Origin of the sequence: Anaerobiospirillum thomasii, assembly GCF_900445255.1 — a bacterium.
Taxonomy (GTDB): domain Bacteria; phylum Pseudomonadota; class Gammaproteobacteria; order Enterobacterales; family Succinivibrionaceae; genus Anaerobiospirillum_A; species Anaerobiospirillum_A thomasii.
The window spans coordinates 1,069,570-1,090,560 of record NZ_UAPU01000007.1; the positions used below are offsets into that span (position 1 = coordinate 1,069,570).

Here is a 20,991-nt window from a genome sequence, read left to right on the forward strand (position 1 = left end):
AAATGGTGCGAAAGGAGGGACTCGAACCCTCACACCTTGCGGCACTAACACCTGAAGCTAGCGCGTCTACCAATTCCGCCACTCTCGCATTGTGTTTTAGAAACTGGCGATCCCGATGAGAGTCGAACTCATGACCTACAGCGTCGGAGGCTGGAACTCTATCCAACTGAGCTACGGGATCCGTCTCGTTTTTACTTTGCAGATTATAGCAATAATTTTTATAATGTAAACAAATTTCTTCAATTTTTTTACTAGTACGGCAAAATGACTGAAAATAATGTTCGTTTTAGGGGCATTCGTGCCCTTTATGGTTTAGATGGTTTTGATAAACTGCAAAAGGCCCACGTGCTTGTCATTGGTGTAGGTGGCATTGGCTCATGGCTTACCGAGGCTTTATGCCGCTCAGGTGTAGGCAGACTTACTCTTATTGATCCTGATGTTATTGAAATTGGCAATTCAAATCGACAGCTACATACCACCTCAAAGACTTTAGGACAGAACAAGGCTAAAACTCTGGCAGCAAGATTAAAAGAGATAAATCCTAATCTTGAGGTTGATACTATAGATACCTATCTTACAGCAGACAATGTAGAGGCAACTTTGCAAAATGCCCCTCATTTTGTGTGTGAGGCTATTGATGATATTGCTGCAAAAGCCTGTGTGGTTAACTTTTTAAAGCACAGTGGCCGTATATTTATAAGTGCCGGAGGAGCTGGCGGCCGTATTGATCCTTCACGTCTTAAAATAGCTGATATTGCCGAGGCTAAAGGTGATGCTCTTATTGCAAGACTGCGTACAGAGCTGCGCCGCAAGTACAATTTTCCTAAAAATGGAAAAAAGATGGGAGTTTTTTGCACCTATTCTGATGAAAAACCTACATATAGCGCTAAAATATTACAACTTAATGAAGGACTACCTGTTTTCGGTGCATCCATGGCCGTGACAGCTTCTGCAGGACTATTGCTCGCATCATATATGTTAAAGAAAATTGTAGAGGAGGCTTAAATGCTTGATAATGATTTTGAGCGCAATAAGAATATATTAAAGGCCAAGCTTCCTGAGTATTTAAAATCAAAAGGCATCAATATTGACAAGAATTTCAGATGTCTAAATCCTGAGCACAGAGATGTTAATCCTAGCATGGGATATAACAGAAACAATGAGACAGTACATTGTTTTTCCTGTAATGCCACCTATGATATTTTCAAGCTTGTAGGTATTGACTACAGTCTGCACTCATTTTTGGATCAGTACAATAAATTAAAGCAGATGTACAATATTGATTTTAGAAGTACTCCTGACAGCTCTGAGATTCAGACCTCTACTGCCACCTTTGGTGTCAAAAGAGACAATACCATTATCAGAGAAAATCCTCCTGCATTTACAGCCTCCCCTGTAAACTTTCATGCTCTGGCCAATGATCCTAATATTGATGCAAGAATGCTGGCATCAGACAAGGTCAACTTTCCTCCTTTAAATAAACCGCAAAACGGTGAGGGCTTCTCTCAGACAGTTCCTTTTAATGACATGCATGGTTTTAAAGTTGCCAATGAAGACAACTTTATGCCTGGCAATTCAAATGCTGACGGTCCTCAGATTGGCAATGCTGTATTTGGCAAAAGAACTGTAGGTGCTGTTCCTTTAAATCAAGGCGGCAACTTTAATCAGCCTCAGTTTAATGCCCATAACTTCAACAGCTTTCCACAGGAAACACGCGTAAGTTATAAAGAGTATATTGAACAGTGCCACAGAAATGTTGATGCCACTGACTACTTTAAGATGCGCGGCATTTCACAGAATGTTATAGATCGCTTTAATCTTGGCTATGATATGCGCTTTGAGGTGGGTCCTGACAGTATTTCCCATGAAAGCTATATATGGCGTGCCGCCATTATCCCAAATGGCGAGTTTTCATATATGGCCCGCAATACTGATCCTAACGCCAAAGACAGAATCAGAAAGAAGGGGCATCAGGGTATATTCAATATCAAGGCTCTTGACCGTGAAGGCGCCATTTTCATAACAGAAGGCGAGTTTGATGCCCTGTCATTAGAGACTTTAGGCTTTCCTGCCATTGCCCTAGGTGGTGCCAGCAACACACAGCCTCTAATTGATTATGTGCAGGAGCATAATATAGCCAACCGCATTTTCTATATTGCCCTTGATAACGATGAGGCAGGAGATCAGTGCGCCAAAACCATAGCCTCTGCCTTTATGCAGATGCATGTGGCCTTCAAGCGCGTAAATATCTCATTCCCATATAAGGATCCTAATGAGGCCTTAATCAAGGACAGACAGAATCTGCTCTACAGGCTTGAGCACATTGAGGAGATCTTATCCTTCACACTGCAGGGCGTTATACCGCCAAATGGCAATTTAAGACTTATATATGACAATGACAGTCTGTCACGTCTGTCACTCTCACCTATGTTATATTCCATGACAGGTGAGGCAGTAGCTCTTAGAAATACCATCTGCTCCATCATTGAAAACAAGATGGCAAGAATCATCTATGCCGGTAATTTCAATCAGTGGCAGCTGTTATGCAATCTCTTTAGAGTTGAACAAAATGAGATGGGTCAGATGCAGTACAGCACCTGGCATAATGCAAGCTTTATAGAGATAGATAAGCCTGAGGAGCTTATTCAGTCACTAAAACATGCTGTAACAGCCTGCAAGATTCAGAGCATTACAGAATTTACCCTGGTAACTGATTTAACCTGCTACAGCCGTGATGAGGTAGCCAAGATCCTGCCATCTTTAGGTCATCTGGGTTCTCAAAGCGAGATATCCATCATTGCCATGCTGCCGCATGATTATTTAAGTCTTGCCAATGCCAATGCTCTGCAGAATCTTGATGTTACAATCTCAAGCAATGGCTATGAACTGCTCTTTAGAAGCCGTGACCTTCAGGGACGCTCTATAGAATTTACCCGCTACAGCGGAGCCTGATAATGCAGCTCAATCAGGCACAAGATCAGGCCGTCAGATATACTGACGGCCCCTGTCTTGTATTGGCAGGAGCAGGCTCCGGTAAAACCCGCGTCATCACTACTAAAATTGTTCATCTGATTGAGAAGATGAATATTCTGCCACGTGAAATTCTGGCTGTAACCTTTACCAACAAGGCAGCAAGAGAAATGCGTGAGCGTGTGGCTTTGGATCTTAGTAAAGAGCGTTCAAAGGATATATCCATATCCACCTTTCACTCTCTTGGGCTTGATATCATACGCGAGGAACATATACATTTTGGCCTGCACCATAACTTCACTCTCTTTGATGAATACGATCAGTTAAAAATCATAAGAGATATTTTAAATGATCAATATGCCCATATTTTAAAAAGCGCAGTCAATCCGCGTGAGTGCATTGAAAATGTGGCTGCTGATATCTCATCCTTAAAAGGTAATCTGCTAGGACCTGATGATGTAACCTCAAGCCGCGATCTAAAAGCAGTCTACAGATCGTATACAGATTATCTTCTAGCCTGCAATGCAGTGGATTTTGAAGATCTTATTTTCAAGCCAACACGTCTTTTCAAAGAAAATGAAGACAGCCGCATCAAGTGGGCCTCACGTTTTAAATATATACTTGTAGATGAGTATCAGGACACCAATGAAACTCAGTACCAGCTTTTGCGCATGTTAACCTCAATCTACAACAGATTTACTGTGGTAGGAGATGATGATCAGTCCATATACTCATGGCGCGGAGCCAAGCCTGAAAATATTAAAACGTTATCTGAGGATTATCCTGCCCTAAAGGTTATAAAGCTTGAGCAGAACTATCGCTCCACCTCACTCATTCTGCATGTGGCCAATACCATTATTGCCAATAATCCGCACGTTTTTACCAAGACGCTGTTTTCCAATATACCTGGTGGCGATAAAATTCGCGTTTTTAAACTCAAAAGCGAAGAGGATGAGGCTGACTATATTACAGCCGATCTGCTGCGTCATCGCTGTGAGCACAATAATCCGCCATTATCTGACTATGCTATTCTCTATCGTTCCAACTCTCAGGCAAGACTTATAGAAAAAACGCTAAGAGAGGCCAAACTGCCATGCGTTATCACAGGAGGCAGTTCCTTTTTTGATCAGGTCGAGGTCAAGGATATTATGGCCTACTGCCGTATTGTGGCCAATCCTCGTGATGATGCTGCCATACTGCGCGTTATCAATGTACCGCGCCGCGGTATAGGTGCCGATACCATATCCAAACTATCAGAGCTTGCAAAGCTAAATAACTATTCTCTCTTTCAGGCCATGCTCGATCCTGAGATTATGAATATTCTCAATGTGCAACAGCTAGAGTCACTAGGCAAGTTCCTCTCTATCCTGACACAGCTACGTAGCATGCATATCAATAAAGAGGATGTGGCTATTGCCAGAAATCTTACTGAAATTATCGGTTATTCAAGCTATCTTAAAGCCAATGTAGCCTCACAAAGTGCCGTTGAGTACAAGCTGCGCAATGTCAGCACCTTGCTTGAGTGGATTGAGGATCTAGTAACAGGTAAAAAAGGAGAAAGTCCAATGCGCTTTGCCCAGGCTGTTGACAGACTAGGGCTTAAGGAAATGATGGACAAAAAAAATGACGATGAGGATATTGATGCCATTCAGCTTATGACTATTCATGCCTCCAAAGGTCTTGAGTTTCCTTATGTCTACCTGCTTGGTGTGGAGGAGAAAATACTGCCGCACAAAAACAGCATAGATGATGTGCATGGCATTGAAGAGGAGAGACGTCTGGCCTATGTCGGTATTACCAGAGCCAAACAGAGACTTACCATTTCCTACTGCATCAGCAGACGCCGAGGCGGCAATACCTCTGTGACCATGCCAAGCCGTTTTTTAAGGGAAATGCCTCAAAAAGATCTGCAGCACTTTGATTTCACCAACAAAGACTCAATAGATGATGAGTACTTTGAGGAAAGTATAGATTTTGCTGTAAGCTCGCTTAAAAATCTTTTAGTCAAATAATAAGGCGGCTTATTAAGATCTGTGCCCCCACCTTTATTTATCTAGGCCAAAAAAAAGAGAGCTTGCGCTCTCTTTAATATAGGTCTTGAAAAAATAATCTGCTTATTTTGCTGCCTGATTTACAACTACAGCCTGTTTTACATCAATTGTAGTTGATAAAAGATCCTTATCTATCTCACCTGTGATATCAATAAGCATATCCTTGCTAATGTGAGACCAGCTCTGATCATCATCAAGCTCTACCTCAATTCTGTCACCATTTACATCTGTAAACTCATAATTGTCATGACCCAGATAATTTGTAAGTCTGCCTCTTATGGTTACAATCTGATCATCATAACCATTTCTAAGTACGGCATCTACAGTATTTGGAGCATTGTTTGCAAAACCCTGTGGAGCAGTTGAGTTCACAGCGCCTGAGTTGTTAAAGCCCTGAGGGGTGGCCATAGCAACACCGCTAATAGTAGCACCTGCAATAGCTGAAGCGGCAAGAATAGATAAAGCAATTTTTTTCATAATATATACCCTTATAATTTGTTGATTAACTCTATGGTTCTAGTATAGAAATAAAGACTTTGATTTAACTTAGGTATGTTAAATTTCTATTAAATTTCAATACAGGTCAGATAGCTTTCTCTCTAACATATTGAAAAACATGGTTTTTTATTTTATGCCCCTATAAAAAATTTTTAAATATAATTATTGGGCGTAGATCAAATGGGCTCTTTTATCATGGAAAAAGGCATCTGGCAGTAAAAAATAGCCCTCTAAAAAGGCTGAATCTACAAATACAGTCTTGAACATTGTCATATCCTGTACCTGTGAGAGTGCCTCATAGACTAAAGTTGAGCAGTAAAAATCCCCCTCAGCTCCATTTAAAACAAATGCAATGCCAAGCTTTTTTTGTAGATAGGCAGCAATCTTGCTTCTATCTTTTTCATCTAATGGGTAGCGCATAACTCCAAGAGATCTAGCATTATCTAAAAAATCCTCAAGGCTTTGCTCTATTACCATGTTTTTACTCTCATCCACATCATCTGTAGTTGCATGTATGACTTTAATGGGATTTACAGAGGCTACCATGGCCACATGCGAGTATGTTGAATCTGTGGCTGTGACAATAACATAACTGTCAACGCCTGTGCCCATACGCAATAGCACATCACCAACCTGTAGCTGTGGCAGGTTATCAAATGACTTTTTACTACAAGTCAGATCATTGCCATATTTAGAATAAACAAAGCCTGCTACAGACAGCAGGCTGATTATACATAGTGTAATAAGCAGACTTTTTAATTTAAAAGACATGTATCAATTACAGGAGGATCTTCCACTCACCCTTTTTATCTTTGATAAGATTGAAGCTATCAACTTTGCTTTCACCGTCATTTAAAGTGAGTTCAACTCTGGCACTCTTGCGTTTTTCATCGGTCTTATCATCTGTAACATCAACAAGTTTTACACTCTTGACACCGCCTCTGGCTTTGATCTGTTCGCTGGTGCCCTTGACCATGACATTGATCTTACCCTTGGCAAAGTCCTTTTGCGCAGCTTCCATTTCATCTAGGTATAGATAAGAAAAACATTTGTCGGCATTGCCATCTATCATAGCCTGTGTAAATTCAACAGCCACATCGCCAGGCTTGCTACCACCGCAGGCACTGACCATAAACAGGACACATGCTGTAAATGCCAGTAATAAGTATTTTTTTAAAGACTTCATGCTTATATCTCCTGATATTTTTTTGTTAAAGCTAATTATAAAGTTATCACCTTTAGAATTTCTATCGTATCAGACAAGTATTTTGTAAAGTTATGAAAAAGGCCCTATTTACCATAGAGCCTCTTTGAGCTAACTACATTATAAAGCTTTTTAATTATTTATTGCCAACTGCTATCTCTTTCATATCTGACATATAGGCACGCAGTGTTCTGCCTACAGTCTCAATCTCATGAGATCTGATAGCCTCGTTGACTTTGATAAGCTCAAGGTTATCAACACCATCATCACAGCTTTGCAGGCCGACACCTATTACATCAGTACCTACACCATCCATAAAATCTTTGAGCAGTGGGATTGCTGCATTGGCAAACAGATAGTTGCCATACTCGGCTGTATCTGAAATAACAACATTCATCTCATAGAGCCTGCGTCTTGCAATAGTATTGGCAATTAAAGGCAGCTCATGTAATGACTCATAGTAGGCAGACTCTGGGTAGATGCCTGATCTGGTCATAGTCTCAAAGGCTAACTCAATGCCGGCCTTGCAGAAGGCAACCAGTAAAATGCCCTTGTCAAAATACTCCTGCTCTGAGATCTTGGTATCACACTCAGGCGCATTTTCAAAGTCTGATTTGGCAAAGTTTTCACGCCAGGTATGCAGCTTTACATCATCATTGGCCCAGTCTTCCATCATGACACGTGAAAACTCACCACTTTCAATATCATCCATATGCTTTAGATATAAATCTGTCATAATCTCCTTAAGATCTTCGGCAAGATAGAATGCCTTAATCTTGGCTTTATTGGACAGTCTGTCCATCATGTGGGTAATACCGCCCTGCTTTAAGGCCTCACAAATGGTCTCCCATCCAAACTGAATCAGTTTGCAGGCATAAGCCTTATCAACACCGCTTTGAACCATCTTGTCAAAGCATAAAATAGAAGCAGCCTGCAGCACACCGCATAAAATAGTCTGCTCACCCATAAGATCTGATTTAACCTCAGCCACAAATGATGATTTAAGACATCCTGCTCTGTGACCACCAGTTGCTGCAGCCCAGGCCTTGGCAATAGCCCAGCCCTCACCGTTTGGATCATTCTCCTTATGTACTGCAATCAAGGTTGGTACACCAAAACCTCTTCTGTACTCTTCACGTACCTCGGTACCTGGTGATTTTGGAGCCATCATAACTACAGTCAGATCCTTTCTAATCTGCTGACCTACCTCAACAATATTAAAACCATGTGAATAGCCTATAGCTGCACCATGCTTCATCAGCGGCATCACAGCCTCAACTACAGATGAATGCTGTTTATCAGGAGTAAGATTGATAACAAGATCAGCACTAGGAATAACCTCTTCATAGGTACCAACCTTAAATCCGTTCTCTGTGGCTCTTACAAATGAGGCACGCTTTTGCTCAATAGCCTCGGCTCGAAGTGCATAGCTGACATCAAGTCCGCTGTCGCGCATATTAAGACCCTGATTGAGACCCTGAGCACCGCAGCCTATGATGACAACCTTCTTACCCTTTAAAAAGTCACAGCCGTCGGTAAACTCGGATCTGTCCATAAACTCACAGCATCCAAGCTGAGCCAATTGCTCACGCAGATTCAATGTGTTGAAATAGTTAGCCATATTAATTCACCTTTATGAATGTCCAATGTTTTATCTTTAAATCTATACTAATCGTATGTTTTAAAAATTGCTACATATAATTTAATATATTGCAATTTTTGCAATGTTGGACTATTATTGCACATAATTAGTGCAAGAATTGATTTATACTTGGGTATAAGGCTTATGATTGATTTAAAAGATGCATCCTATTTCTTAAGACTGTGTCAGACCAAAAATCTTACACAATCGGCAAAAATCCTTAATATAAGCCCCTCCACCCTCTCGCGTATCATTTCACGACTTGAGGACTATCTTGGTGTCTCTTTGTGCAAAAGAGATCCAAAAGGTATAGAAATCACCAAGGAAGGCTATCTTTTTGCAGCCTTTGCCAAAAAATGTCTTAAAGATTATCAAAAGCTCACATCAGAATTTGAAGGACTTAAGAACAATATAAAAGGCCACATCAATCTTTACTGTTCAGTAACTGCAAGTTTTGTCTATGTGCCAACCATACTTACCGAAATGAAACTGACATTGCCCAATCTTGATATAAATCTGATTACAGGCGATCCTGCCAATGCTCTTGCCATGCTTGATACTGATTATGTTGATTTTGTGGTAGCCCCTCTACCTGAGGATTACAGCAGTGAGTACATTGACTATGTGCATCTGTCCACATTTCCATTGGTGCTTACAGGCTCAAAAGAGGATATATGGAGCAATGATGAGCTTGATATTTCAACAATTTCACAAAAGCCTTTTATTATGTGCTCACATGGTCTGCTGCGCACCAAGGTGCAGGATTTTTTAAAGACACACAATATAAACCCTGTATCGGTACATGAAGTGGCTGGACATGAGGCCATGGTGTGCATGAGTGCTCTTGGTTTTGGTCTTACTGTTGTGCCAAAGCTTGTAGCCGATCTCTCGCCCTACAGAGGCTCCATACGCATGAAAGAATATGAAACCCTGGGCTCTTTTAAAGTATGCCTGTGCTATAAAAAAGAAAGATATCAAAAGCAGATGAATAAGATGCAGCCTTTTATAGAGCTTGTAGACAAGCTCTCATCTGGCTTTATACAGTCTGTCAGATAGGATAAAAAGATAAATTGTGATAAATAACAAAGGCACAGTTAACGTTTTGGCTAAAATTGAGCTTACAAAATTTAAATAAATACAAAATTAGTTAAAAGTAGTATTATTGATATAAATAATTTTTATCAACTGCTCATTATGTCAAGGAGATAGGCATGCTAAAGGATATCAATCCAACAACCACCAAAGCCTGGGCCGCACTTCAGGAGCATTTTGCTCAAACCAAGGACCGTACCATAAAAGAGCTGTTTGCCAGTGACAGCGCACGTTTTAACAAACTCTCCTTAACTGTAGGTGGAGATATTCTTGCTGACCTTTCAAAAAACATAGTTGATGAAAAAACTATATCTCTGCTTTTAGATCTGGCCAACGAGTGTGAGCTTAAAAACGATATTGATGCCATGTTCAGCGGTGAGAAGATTAACAGAACTGAAGACAGAGCCGTACTGCATACAGCACTGCGCAACTTCTCAGGTAACAGCGTAATGCTTGATGGTCAGGATGTTATGGTTGACGTCAAACGCGTACTTGAGAAAATGAAGACCTTTTGCGCCAAGGTTATCTCAGGTGAGTGGAAAGGCTATACCGGCAAGGAAATCACCGATATCGTAAATATTGGTATTGGCGGTTCAGATCTTGGTCCTTGCATGATAACAGAGGCTTTAACTCCATATCACACCAGACTTAAAACCCACTTTGTATCAAATATTGACGGTACTCAGATTGCAGAAACTCTAAAGAAAGTAAATCCTGAGACCACCATGTTCCTTATCGCCTCCAAGACCTTTACTACTTTGGAGACCATGACCAATGCCCACACAGCAAGAGACTGGTTCTTAAAGAGTGCTGGCGATATTGCCCATGTTGCCAAACACTTTGTTGCCCTGTCAACCAATGCCAAGGGTGTAGCAGAGTTTGGTATCGATACTGACAATATGTTTGAGTTCTGGGACTGGGTTGGCGGCCGCTATTCATCATGGTCAGCCATTGGTCTGTCAATTGCTCTTGCCTGTGGCTATGACAACTTTGAGATGCTTTTAAAGGGTGCCTATGAAATGGACTGCCACTTCAAAGAGGCTCCATTTGACCAGAACCTGCCTGTACTTCTGGCTCTTATCGGCCTGTGGTACAACAATTTCTACGGTTATGAAACTGAGGCTATTTTGCCATATGATCAGTATATGTACCGTTTCCCTGCCTACTTCCAGCAGGGCAATATGGAGTCAAACGGTAAATATGTTGACAGATGCGGCAACAAAGTTAACTATCAGACCGGCCCTATTATCTGGGGTGAGCCTGGCACCAATGGTCAGCATGCTTTCTATCAGCTCATTCATCAGGGCACCAAGGTAATTCCTTGTGACTTTATTGCCCCTGCAAGAACCCACAACCCTATTGGTGATCACCACACCAAGCTGCTTTCAAACTTCTTTGCCCAGACTGAAGCTCTGGCCTTTGGCAAGGATGCACAGAAAGTAGTCTCAGAGTTCCTGGCAAAGGGCAAGACACATGAGCAGTTTGACAGCATTGTTCCATTTAAGGTATTTGAGGGTAACAGACCTACCAACTCATTCCTGGTAAAGGAAATAACGCCACGTACCTTAGGTATGTTGATTGCCATGTACGAGCACAAGATCTTTGTACAGGGTGCAATTTTAAATATCTACTCATTTGATCAATGGGGCGTTGAGCTAGGCAAGGAACTTGCCATGAAGATTATTCCTGAGCTTGCCAATGATGAGGTTATAAGCTCTCATGATGCTTCAACCAATGGCCTCATCAATGCCTACAAGAAATTTAAATAATTAGTAACTCTCATAAAAAAACCTCACTTAAAAAGTGAGGTTTTTTTTGCATCGAGTCTTTAGAACTTAGCGTTAAAGCCAGCGCTTAAGAATCTTCCAGCCTCGTGAATCAGCTCATTGGTCTGATAGCTCTTATCGGTGATATTGTTGATAGCAACAAAGGCTGTGTACTGTCTGTCCTCACCAAAGAGAACAGCTGCAGATGCATTGTATACAGTGTAGCCGCCGTAGCTGTTTTCACCAAAATAGCCAAACTCCTCATGATATCTGGTTTCACTTGCATAGCGGGCATTGACATCAAGATCCAGTGAAATGGTGTCAAATTCCTTTGAATAGGCAAGACCAGTTGTACCCTGCATGGAAGGAGTGCCAGTATTGTAGGTGTTTATAGTGTCAGTCTCAAACTTTCTTTGCAGATAGGTAAATGAGCTGTAAGGCTTGAAATCACCTAACTGCCAGGCAAATGAGGTCTCAATACCATAGGTTTTGGCATTGGCAATATTTTCAAAGGTAAAGGCAGTACGGTTGCCCATACCTGGCTTGTCATCCTTAACCTTTGAAATGTAGTTCTTAGAATCAGTAAAGAAAGCTGCTATATCAAAGCTGATACCGGCAGGATCTTCATATCTGTAGCCAATTTCATAGTTATTTGAAGTTTCTGGTGTTAAATTAGGATTGCCGTTTTGCTGCTCGCCTGTAAAGGTGATAAGGCACAGATCCTGAATGGTTGGAGCTCTAAAGCCCTGAGACCAGTTAAAGCGCACTGAGCTTACATCATTGATGTCATACACTAAACCTGCACTGCCGACAATTCTGTCATTGGTAGTCTTCTTATGGGTTAACTGTGTAAATGGCAGTGACATATTTACAGGAGGCTTGGTGGCTGATGGCGGTATAGTTATCATACTCATATCAATAGAGCCTGTGGTTGTACCCGGCAGTGTTTTGATATGGGTATAGCGCAGACCAGTATTTAAGGTAAGAGCATCGGTCAGAGTTGTTGATAATAAGGCAAAAACAGCATTTGACTCCTGCTTGTAGCCACTGTCAGTATAGGCTATATCATAGTTGTGTTTGGACATGGCCATCTGACCTGGCTTACCGCCTGCAGTAGGAACTAACACATCAACTAAAGCTGATGACTTGCTGTCCAGATCATCCTTTTTATACTCATAACCTGTAATTAAGTTAAATCTGTCGCCAAAGGACAGATCGGCCTGCAGTGAGGCACCTGTTGTTTTCTGCTCATTTAAGGTATTTACATCAATGCTGGTGTAAAAAGGACCAAACAGGCTTATTTTGCTCTTTGAGTTAAAATCCTTGTCATTTTCCTGAACAAAAACCTTGGCCTCAATAGAGTTTACATAATCATTAAGATCATGCAGCCTTACAAAGGCTGAGTATTTATTTCTCTGCCACTTTGGAATATTGGCTCTAAAATCCTTATATGAACCACCTACAGTAGTTGAAGTCTGAGAGCTTGTGTCATAGGTCTCTGCAGCTACACCTGCTGTTACATAATCATTAAAATCGTACTCAACAAAGCCCTCTACACCCTTGTTTCTAAAAGCTGTATTATCAAGGCGCTCTCTGCCTGACAGATAGATATCACCCACATCTGTTTGCACAGCAGCCAGACCATAGCGCAGAGCATCAATGGTACCTGTAGCTGACAGATATTCAGTGGCACCATTGCCGCTGCCATCATAGGTCACACCGCCCTCAAGTGCCAATCTGTCATCTGAGGCCTTCTTTTTAATAACGTTGACAACACCGCCCATGGCATCTGAACCGTAGAGCACAGAGGCAGGACCCTTTACAACTTCAATAGAATCAATAAAGAATGGGTTTACAAGTAATGGTGTGCCTGATTTTGTCTTTTGATCATCAACTCTCTGACCATCTACAAGCAGTACTGTTCTGCCTTCCTTTTCACCACGTATATTAATTACGTTAATACCAGGGGTGCCGTCAGTTACAAGCTCAACGCCTGGAATATCCTTGACCATATCGGTAATTAAAGTAGCACCTTTGACAATCTTGTCTTCAGCTTTGACAACATTTACAGTTGGCTGAGCCTGAAGCAGATCCTGCTCTGCTCTTTTTGCTGTAACAATTACAGTATTTGTTGTCATTACATTGTCATCTGTTTTCTGCTGAGCAAAAGCTGCAGGAACAATACCCATGGCACATAGCATGAGCATATAACTTGGTTTTAATCTCATATCAATCTCTATTGTAGTAACAAACCTAGATTAAGGTCGTCTAATCTGTATAAAACTTTGGGTAAATATATGTCATACTTGCCTTTAGTTGAACAAACATTATCAATAAATTAATATTATTTTTTTCAAAGATGCAAAAATTTATTATTTGTACAGTATGTGTGCAAAATCATTAAAAAGATTTGTAAAGAATAATTAAATAATGACATCACCATGGGTGTTTATACCAGGGGCTCTGTTATAAATAAAGATATATCTAAAAAGACAGCAGTGCTTTAAAATATATAAAAACAGTTGATACGCGGTAACTCTATTTTATGACCACAAATAGCTATATACCTTTACATATACACTCATACTACTCAATTCAGGACGGCCTTGAGGGTGTTGAAGACTTTGTAAAACGGGCAGCCAAGCTTAAAATCCCTGCTCTTGCCATTACCGATATCTCCAATATCTGTGGCTTTATCAAATTCTACAGCTGCTGTAAAGCCAACGGCATCAAGCCTATTATGGGTGCTGACATTGAGGTTATTGACGACAAAGGTATAGGCGGAGTTAAACACACGCATCGTCTGACCCTGCTGGCCATGAACCGACAGGGTAAGCAGAATCTTTATGATATTCTCTCTGATGCCTGGCTGCGCTCTGATGCCGGGGCCTTCAATGCCTCCACAAGCTATGATGATCTGTCAAAATACAGTGAAGGCATAATTGTGCTAAACGGCTTTAGAGGTGATATTGCCTATAACCTGCAGCATGGTCTTAACAAAGAGGCTTTATCTTTGGTTGAGTTTTATAAAAAGAACTTTTCTGACAGATTCTGCTTTGAAATTACAAGAACAGGCCGTGAAGGTGAGAGCGAGTTTGAAGAGCAGGCTTTAAACTTATGTCTTGAGCATGGCATATGTCCTGTGGCGTCAAATGACACTGTTTTTATTTACGGTGAAAAGGATATTGGCGAGGATGGCTTTAGCGACTATGACATTCATGATGTCAGAGTTTCTATTCAAAAAGGTGTGCAAAGAGGCAATAAGGATATAGCGCGCCTGTACTCAAAAGAGCAGTATTTAAAAAGCCCCCAGGAGATGGCAGAGCTGTTTTATGATCTGCCAGAGGCTATTGAAAACTCACGTGCTATTGCCCAGCGCTGCAATGTGGAGATTGAGCTTGACCATCCGCGTCTGCCACATTATCCAACAGGCGATCTCTCCCCTGCCGAATGTCTAAGACAAAAGTCCTATGAGGGTCTTGAAGAGCGCCTTAACTTTTTATTCCCAGATCCAAAAGAACGTGAGGAGAAAAGGCCTGTATATGTTGAGCGCCTTGAAGTGGAGCTTGATGTTATCATCACCATGGACTTTCCTGGCTACTTCCTTATCGTGATGGAATTTATACAGTGGTCAAAAGATCATAATGTACCTGTAGGACCAGGACGAGGCTCAGGTGGCGGCTCTCTTGTAGCCTATGCCCTTAAGATTACAGACTTTGACCCGCTGCGCTTTGACCTGCTCTTTGAAAGATTTTTAAATCCAGAGCGTGTCTCCATGCCAGACTTTGACATTGACTTTTGCCAAAGAAACAGAGAAAAGACTCTTGAGCATGTTAAAAGCCGCTATGGTATTGATGCCGTATCGCAGATTGCAACCTTCGGTACCATGGCGCCAAAGGCTGCCATTAAAGATACAGGCCGTGCTCTTGGTATGCCATATGGTGCTGTAGATAGGGTAGCCAAGCTGTTACCTGCAGTTCCTGGTCTGTCATTTAAAGCAGCCATGGGTATAGATAAAAAAGGCAACCCATGTGATCCTGCAGCCCCTGATTTTGTAAAACTTTACAATCAGGCTTTGCAGAGTGATGACAAGCAGCGTGTGGATTTAATCAGAATTGCCATGCGTCTTGAAGGTGTTATCAGAAATATAGGCAAACATGCAGCAGGTGTGGTTATATCACCTACCAGAACAGCAGAGTTTACACCTTTGATGTTAGACTCTGACGGCAACTCCATCACACAGTTTGATAAAAAGGATGTGGAGCATGCAGGTCTTGTAAAGTTTGACTTTTTAGGTCTTACCACATTGACCATCATTGCCGATGCTCTTGAGATGATCAATGCCAAAAAGAAAAGACTTGGTCAGCCCCCTCTTGATATTCATGCTGTACCTTTTGAGGATGATGCCTCATTTAAAGTAATTCAGGACTGTCAGACCACAGCTGTCTTCCAGCTTGAATCTAGCGGCATGAGAAAGCTTATAGGTCAGATGCAACCTGACCGCTTTGATGATCTTATTGCTCTTGTGGCTCTGTATAGACCAGGCCCTATCAAGAGCGGCATGGTGGAGCACTTTGTAAATCGTAAACATGGCAGAGAGGAGGTATCCTATCCGCACCCTGACTTTGAGGATCTGGATTTAAAACCTATTCTTGATTCAACATACGGCGTTATTGTGTATCAGGAGCAGGTAATGCAGATTGCGCAGGTGCTGGCAGGCTACTCTTTGGGTGGTGCTGATATTCTGCGCCGTGCCATGGGTAAGAAGAATCCTGCTGAAATGGCAGGACAGCGCTCTGTATTCAGAGAAGGTGCCATAAGCAAAGGCAAAGATCCTGAGATTGCCATGAAGATCTTTGATCAGGTTGAGATGTTTGCCGAATACGGCTTTAACAAATCACACTCTGCAGCCTATGCTCTTGTAGCCTGGTGGACTTTATATTTAAAGACCCATCACCCAGCTGAATTTCTGGCAGCTATGATGACAGCTGACCGTCAGAAGACTGATAAGCTTGTAAATTACATCTCAGACTGCTACCGCCTTAAAATCAAGGTCAATCCTCCTGATGTGACCATAGGCAATTTTGATTTTACTGTAAATGAAGAAGGTGCCGTGGTCTATGGTCTAGGTGCTGTAAAAGGCATTGGCTTTGATCTTGTTGAGCGTATAGTACATGAAAGAAATATAAAGCCATTTACTGACTATTTTGATTTTGTACAGCGTGTAGGCACACAGCGTCTTAATAAAAGAACACTTGAGGCTCTGATTGTAAGCGGTGCCCTTGACTGTTTTGGGGTGCAAAGAGCTACCTTGAATGCCTCAATTCCTGTGGCGCTAAAATATGCAGCCAAACAGGATAATGATGCTCAGTCAGGACAGGTTGATCTTTTTGCCGCCATTGACGATCCTCAGACCAGACCTTTGATGGTTACAAGCCGTGACTGGTCGGACAAATACAGACTCAATCTTGAAAAGCAGGTTTTAGGTCTGTATCTGTCAGGACATCCTATCAACTCCTACAAGGCTGAGCTGCAAAAACACTGCAGAAGCTCTATTGCCAGTGTTATGCACAGTATCAGTCACAAAACCGTTCCTGTTATCTTCTCTGGTGTTGTTATTGACTATTCAGAGCGTATCTCTAAAAAGGATGGCTCTAAATTCTACTTTATGATGCTAGATGACAGCACCTCTCAGCTTGAGATTACACTCTATAGCAAAAATGCCCAGGACTTTGGCGAGATTTTAGAAAAAAGACGTGTACTGTATAACAAGGTTGTATCAGAGCTTAAAAATGGCAGTACCTATGTACAGTCGCCTCTGGTGCTTATTGTTGAAGGCAATGCCTCTCTTGGCGATGACGGTCAGATTCGTGTCAGAGTAAGCAAGATGACTCAGCTTGAGACTATAAGACGTCAGATGGCAAGAAGCTTACTTATTACTACCACACAAAAGGATTTTGATAATAATATTGCTGATTTTACAGCCTTTATCTCCCGCTACAGACTGGATCGCTCACAGATTGAACTGCAAAAACAGCAGGCTTTAAAAAACGGAGAGAGTCTGCATGAAATTGTGGAAGGCTGTACTTTAAAGATTATGCTTGATGATACACTTATCCATCTGTCAGGTGTCAACTACAGACTTGATCCTACAGACGATCTTATTGACGGTATAAGAGATCTCTTTGGCAGTAAATCAGTAAGACTGACCTATTAGCTGTTAACTGTATAGTACTGCCTATGATCTACGCACAAACTGGTAAATGAGCCATCAAAGCTATAGAGCTCTGGCTCATTATCTTTATAAAAACAGGATAAAGAGTAACGACTGTACTTATCTTTGGCATTTGAGACAAGCATGCTTATTACTCTGCCCTTAGGATTTGCCTTTGAGACAATAGAGTTATTATCTATATGGCACTTTATGCCATCAAGACCTACAAGACCAAGACCGCTCTGCTTTATAAGGCACTCACGCACTGTCCACATTCTATAGAAAAACACTATAGCATCAGGCCCTGCAAGTGAGTTAAAGTACTCAAGCTCTTTTACCGAGAGTACTCTTTTAGCCAGATCTGACAGGCTTTTACGCTCTTTTAGATTTTCAATATCCACCCCGCACTGTGTCTGCAAAGATAAGCACAAAGCTATATAACTGCCAGAGTGACTGAGATTGAAAAACAGTCCCTGCCCTTTAAAAAATGGTTTGCCATGCTGCCCTTTATCAAAGTCTATCTGTACTTTTTTATTATAAAAATGCATGGAGGCATGACAGAGTAAAAAGCGTGAGGCAATTAGACTTCTGCGTCTGTGATCAGGCAGGCTACTGTCTATGGATTGCGTATCAAAATAGGTGTTTGACAGCCCATGGTTATAGGCTGTATCAGCACTTGCAAGAATAAGATACATGCTAGTCTTGTTTATATCTTACATTGGCAAAAATGGCAGGATCGGCAGTCTTGGCGCTCAAAGGCTCGGATCTGGTATCAGATGTCTGTGCCTTAATGTCCTTGTCGTTATTCTCATCTGCCTTGTCTTCCTTAGCCACAGCCTTTTTATAAAAAAGATATTTAAAAAATTTATGATACAGATAGAAGAGAATGACAAATGAAGCAATGGCAATTGAGCTGCCTGTTATTTTGGCAAAGGAATTGTCAAAGCTTATACCCATTGAATCAAAGGTATTGGCAAGAATCTTGGGAAAGGCTACAGCTATGGCTAGAGGAATATCTGCCATAAGAATAAAAACTATACCAAGACGCCAGGACTGTTTAATAAATAATGTAACAATTCCAAGGGCAAAAAGAACCATACCTGCATATAAGCACAAATACTCTGCTGACTGAATCATTCGTCCTTGTCCCAATTAAAACAATATACTTTAAAAAGAAGATACAAATTTACAATATCGCCTGATTGAATGTAGTATTTTACAGTTTTTACTTATGTCTTGCATCATTTTAAGGACTTTTTAGTAAATCAGCTTTTATTTTTAGATATCTCAATTTAATATATCTGCACGTTTTATTTCTAATTCATGGATTTATATATGTTCTACTGGGATATCAATCCTGTAGCCTTTAGTCTTGGTCCTGTTACAGTTTATTACTACGGACTGCTCTTCTCTACAGGCTTTATTCTTGGCTATTTTATTATGCAGTATCTGTGCAAACTGCAACATCTTAAAACAGATGAGCTTGATAAGCTTTTAGTCTTTATCTTTGCAGGCACCATCATAGGCGCCCGCCTGGGTCACTGCCTTATCTATGAGCCAGAGTATTATCTGCAAAGACCTCTTGATATTATAAAAATCTGGGAAGGAGGTCTTGCCTCCCACGGTGGAACTGTAGGTGTACTTATTGCGCTGTGGCTGTTCTTACGCAAAAGTACCTTTACCTTTTTACAGCTTACCGATCTGCTTGCAATTCCTGTGGCTCTGGTAGCCTGTTTTATACGTATAGGCAATTTCATGAACTCAGAGATTCTTGGCAAACATACCAACTCTGACTTTGGTGTGATTTTTGCGCGTATTGGCGATATGGCCCCACGCTATCCGGCTCAGCTCTTTGAGGCCTTTGCGTATCTTATAACTTTTATTGTGCTGTCCTTAGTCTTCTTTAATTTTAAAAACCGTCCGCAAGGTACTATCTTTGCACTCATGCTGATTTTCATATTCACCTCAAGACTCGTAATTGAGGGTTTTAAAGAAGAACAGGCAATGTATTCTACCAATCTGTTTTTAAATGTAGGGCAGCTTTTATCTCTGCCTTTTATTGCAGCAGGCTTCCTGCTTTTATTTTGCGTATTTAAAAAGAAAAAGAGAGTTTAATCATGGCTTTAAATGTTGTTATCCTAGCTGCCGGTAAAGGCACGCGCATGTATTCAAAGATGCCTAAGGTTTTACATGAGGTGGCAGGTACACCTATGCTCTTTCATGTCATCAATACGGCTATGAGCCTTGATCCTTCAAAAATCATTGTGGTTTTAGGTCATGAATCACAGCTCGTGCAGCAAAGACTATCTGAACTAGATGGCTACATTGCAGATAAACTTTGTGTGGTTCTGCAGCATGAGCAAAAAGGGACAGCCCATGCTGTCAAATGTGCTATGGATAATCTTGAGGATAAAGCTGACATTCTTGTACTCTATGGTGACACTCCACTGACCCCTGCTGATGCCTTAAAACAGCTTATAGACAAATTAGACAGAGCCGACATGTCTCTTTTGAGCACCACTTTATCCAATCCTTTTGGTTATGGCCGTATTATCCGCAATGAAAGCGGAGATATTATCAAAATTGTCGAACAAAAGGATGCTTCAGCTGAGCAGGCTCTTATAAACGAGGTTAATACAGGCATGATCTGTATTAAAAAGGAAGCATTGGACAGTGCTATAGATAAAATTGATAACAACAATGCACAAAATGAATATTACCTTACCGACCTTGTAGGAGTGTTACGCTCTGATGCCAAAAAAGTTGAAGCTGTAGTCTATGATAACTATGAGCTTTTGCAGGGTGTTAACAACAAACTGCAGCTGTCAGTCATTGAACGTCTGTATCAAAAGCAAAAAGCCTGTGAGCTAATGCTTGAGGGCGTGACTTTTGCAGATCCTGAGCGCTTTGATCTTAGAGGTACACTAAAGTGCGGTACTGACTGCTTTATAGATACCAACGTAATAATTGAAGGCGATGTAATTTTAGGTGATAACGTAACTATAGGTACAGGCTGTGTAATCAAAGACTGCACCATAGGCGACAATTCAGTCATATCTCCTTACAGCGTGCTTGAAAAATCAATTATGAAAAAGCACAACACCATAGGTCCTTTCTCACGTCTACGCCCTGGCAACGTACTTGAGGATGAAGTACATGTAGGCAACTTTGTTGAAGTTAAAAACTCAACTTTAGGCTATGGCACCAAATCAGGACATCTTAGCTATCTTGGCGACAGTCAGATAGGCCGCGATGTAAACATTGGCGCCGGTACTATTACCTGTAATTATGATGGTGCCTTTAAACACAAGACTGTGCTTGGTGATGATGTCTTCGTAGGCTCAGACACTCAGCTTGTAGCTCCTGTCAGTGTAGCTAAAGGCGTAACTATTGGAGCAGGCTCCACAGTTACTAGCGATGTTACCCTGGAGAACTCTCTTTATATATCAAGAGTCAAAGGCAGGGTTCTGACAGGCTATGTAAGACCTAGAAAAAATAAATAATATCCAAATATCATGCGCATTAAACCTGCGCATGATAAATTTATTAATAAA

Annotated in this window: 15 protein-coding genes and 2 tRNA genes; 8 read left to right on the forward strand and 9 right to left on the reverse strand. The window is 41.2% G+C overall.

Annotated elements, in window-relative coordinates; genetic code table 11:
- Nucleotides 1-3: 3 nt before the first annotated feature.
- Both DRZ93_RS11945 and DRZ93_RS11950 read right to left on the reverse strand, forming a co-directional pair.
- Nucleotides 4-88, reverse strand: a tRNA-Leu gene (locus DRZ93_RS11945).
- A gap of 16 nt (nt 89-104) precedes the next feature.
- A tRNA-Arg gene (locus DRZ93_RS11950) sits at nt 105-181 on the reverse strand.
- 83 nt (nt 182-264) lie between these two features.
- Between DRZ93_RS11950 and DRZ93_RS11955 the strand changes: the two genes are divergently transcribed.
- Genes DRZ93_RS11955 through DRZ93_RS11965 form a run of 3 tightly spaced genes read left to right on the forward strand, consistent with a single transcriptional unit; the run spans nt 265 to nt 4,982 of the window.
- The gene (locus DRZ93_RS11955; protein WP_113746670.1) at nt 265-1,005 is read left to right on the forward strand and encodes a tRNA threonylcarbamoyladenosine dehydratase; all 741 of its coding nucleotides are present in this window, start codon (nt 265-267) and stop codon (nt 1,003-1,005) included.
- Nucleotides 1,006-2,952, forward strand: a complete 1,947-nt coding sequence (locus tag DRZ93_RS11960; protein ID WP_113746671.1) for a toprim domain-containing protein — start codon at nt 1,006-1,008, stop codon at nt 2,950-2,952.
- A gap of 2 nt (nt 2,953-2,954) precedes the next feature.
- Nucleotides 2,955-4,982, forward strand: a complete 2,028-nt coding sequence (locus DRZ93_RS11965) for a UvrD-helicase domain-containing protein (RefSeq protein WP_113746672.1) — start codon at nt 2,955-2,957, stop codon at nt 4,980-4,982.
- Nucleotides 4,983-5,084: 102 nt separating this feature from the next.
- Here the strand turns inward: DRZ93_RS11965 and DRZ93_RS11970 are convergent, their stop codons facing one another.
- From DRZ93_RS11970 to ilvC, 4 genes are all read right to left on the reverse strand, one after another.
- A complete protein-coding gene (locus tag DRZ93_RS11970; protein ID WP_113746673.1) occupies nt 5,085-5,498 on the reverse strand; it encodes a YgiW/YdeI family stress tolerance OB fold protein in 414 nt (137 codons plus the stop codon).
- A gap of 183 nt (nt 5,499-5,681) precedes the next feature.
- On the reverse strand, nt 5,682-6,290 hold the full coding sequence (locus DRZ93_RS11975; RefSeq protein WP_113746674.1) for a YiiX/YebB-like N1pC/P60 family cysteine hydrolase: 609 nt from the start codon (nt 6,288-6,290) through the stop codon (nt 5,682-5,684).
- A gap of 7 nt (nt 6,291-6,297) precedes the next feature.
- Complete coding sequence (locus DRZ93_RS11980) at nt 6,298-6,705, reverse strand: DUF4878 domain-containing protein (protein ID WP_113743421.1); 408 nt, start codon at nt 6,703-6,705, stop codon at nt 6,298-6,300.
- A gap of 154 nt (nt 6,706-6,859) precedes the next feature.
- Nucleotides 6,860-8,344: a ketol-acid reductoisomerase gene (gene ilvC / locus DRZ93_RS11985; protein WP_113743420.1), complete on the reverse strand. Its 1,485-nt coding sequence runs from the start codon at nt 8,342-8,344 to the stop codon at nt 6,860-6,862.
- Between the two features lie 165 nt (nt 8,345-8,509).
- Here ilvC and DRZ93_RS11990 point away from each other — a divergent pair, with 165 nt between their 5' ends.
- Nucleotides 8,510-9,421, forward strand: a complete 912-nt coding sequence (locus DRZ93_RS11990; protein WP_113746675.1) for a LysR substrate-binding domain-containing protein — start codon at nt 8,510-8,512, stop codon at nt 9,419-9,421.
- 155 nt (nt 9,422-9,576) lie between these two features.
- On the forward strand, nt 9,577-11,226 hold the full coding sequence (gene pgi / locus DRZ93_RS11995) for a glucose-6-phosphate isomerase (protein ID WP_113743418.1): 1,650 nt from the start codon (nt 9,577-9,579) through the stop codon (nt 11,224-11,226).
- 59 nt (nt 11,227-11,285) lie between these two features.
- Here pgi and DRZ93_RS12000 read toward each other — a convergent pair whose 3' ends face one another.
- Entirely contained in the window at nt 11,286-13,451 is a 2,166-nt protein-coding gene (locus tag DRZ93_RS12000) for a TonB-dependent receptor plug domain-containing protein (protein WP_113746676.1), read from the reverse strand.
- Nucleotides 13,452-13,768: 317 nt separating this feature from the next.
- Between DRZ93_RS12000 and dnaE the strand changes: the two genes are divergently transcribed.
- Nucleotides 13,769-17,440 carry a DNA polymerase III subunit alpha gene (gene dnaE / locus DRZ93_RS12005; RefSeq protein WP_113746677.1) on the forward strand — a complete coding sequence of 1,224 codons (3,672 nt, stop codon included), beginning with the start codon at nt 13,769-13,771 and terminating at the stop codon, nt 17,438-17,440.
- Here dnaE and DRZ93_RS12010 read toward each other — a convergent pair.
- Both DRZ93_RS12010 and DRZ93_RS12015 read right to left on the reverse strand, forming a co-directional pair.
- Nucleotides 17,437-18,132: a 4'-phosphopantetheinyl transferase family protein gene (locus DRZ93_RS12010; RefSeq protein WP_113746678.1), complete on the reverse strand. Its 696-nt coding sequence runs from the start codon at nt 18,130-18,132 to the stop codon at nt 17,437-17,439. The two genes, dnaE and DRZ93_RS12010, sit on opposite strands and share 4 nt — an antisense overlap.
- A gap of 1 nt (nt 18,133) precedes the next feature.
- Nucleotides 18,134-18,574: a hypothetical protein gene (locus tag DRZ93_RS12015; RefSeq protein ID WP_113746679.1), complete on the reverse strand. Its 441-nt coding sequence runs from the start codon at nt 18,572-18,574 to the stop codon at nt 18,134-18,136.
- Nucleotides 18,575-18,772: 198 nt separating this feature from the next.
- Here DRZ93_RS12015 and lgt point away from each other — a divergent pair, with 198 nt between their 5' ends.
- Both lgt and glmU read left to right on the forward strand, forming a co-directional pair.
- Entirely contained in the window at nt 18,773-19,552 is a 780-nt protein-coding gene (lgt, locus tag DRZ93_RS12020) for a prolipoprotein diacylglyceryl transferase (protein WP_113743412.1), read from the forward strand.
- 2 nt (nt 19,553-19,554) lie between these two features.
- Nucleotides 19,555-20,940 carry a bifunctional UDP-N-acetylglucosamine diphosphorylase/glucosamine-1-phosphate N-acetyltransferase GlmU gene (gene glmU, locus DRZ93_RS12025; RefSeq protein WP_113746680.1) on the forward strand — a complete coding sequence of 462 codons (1,386 nt, stop codon included), beginning with the start codon at nt 19,555-19,557 and terminating at the stop codon, nt 20,938-20,940.
- The last annotated feature ends 51 nt before the right edge of the window (nt 20,941-20,991 follow it).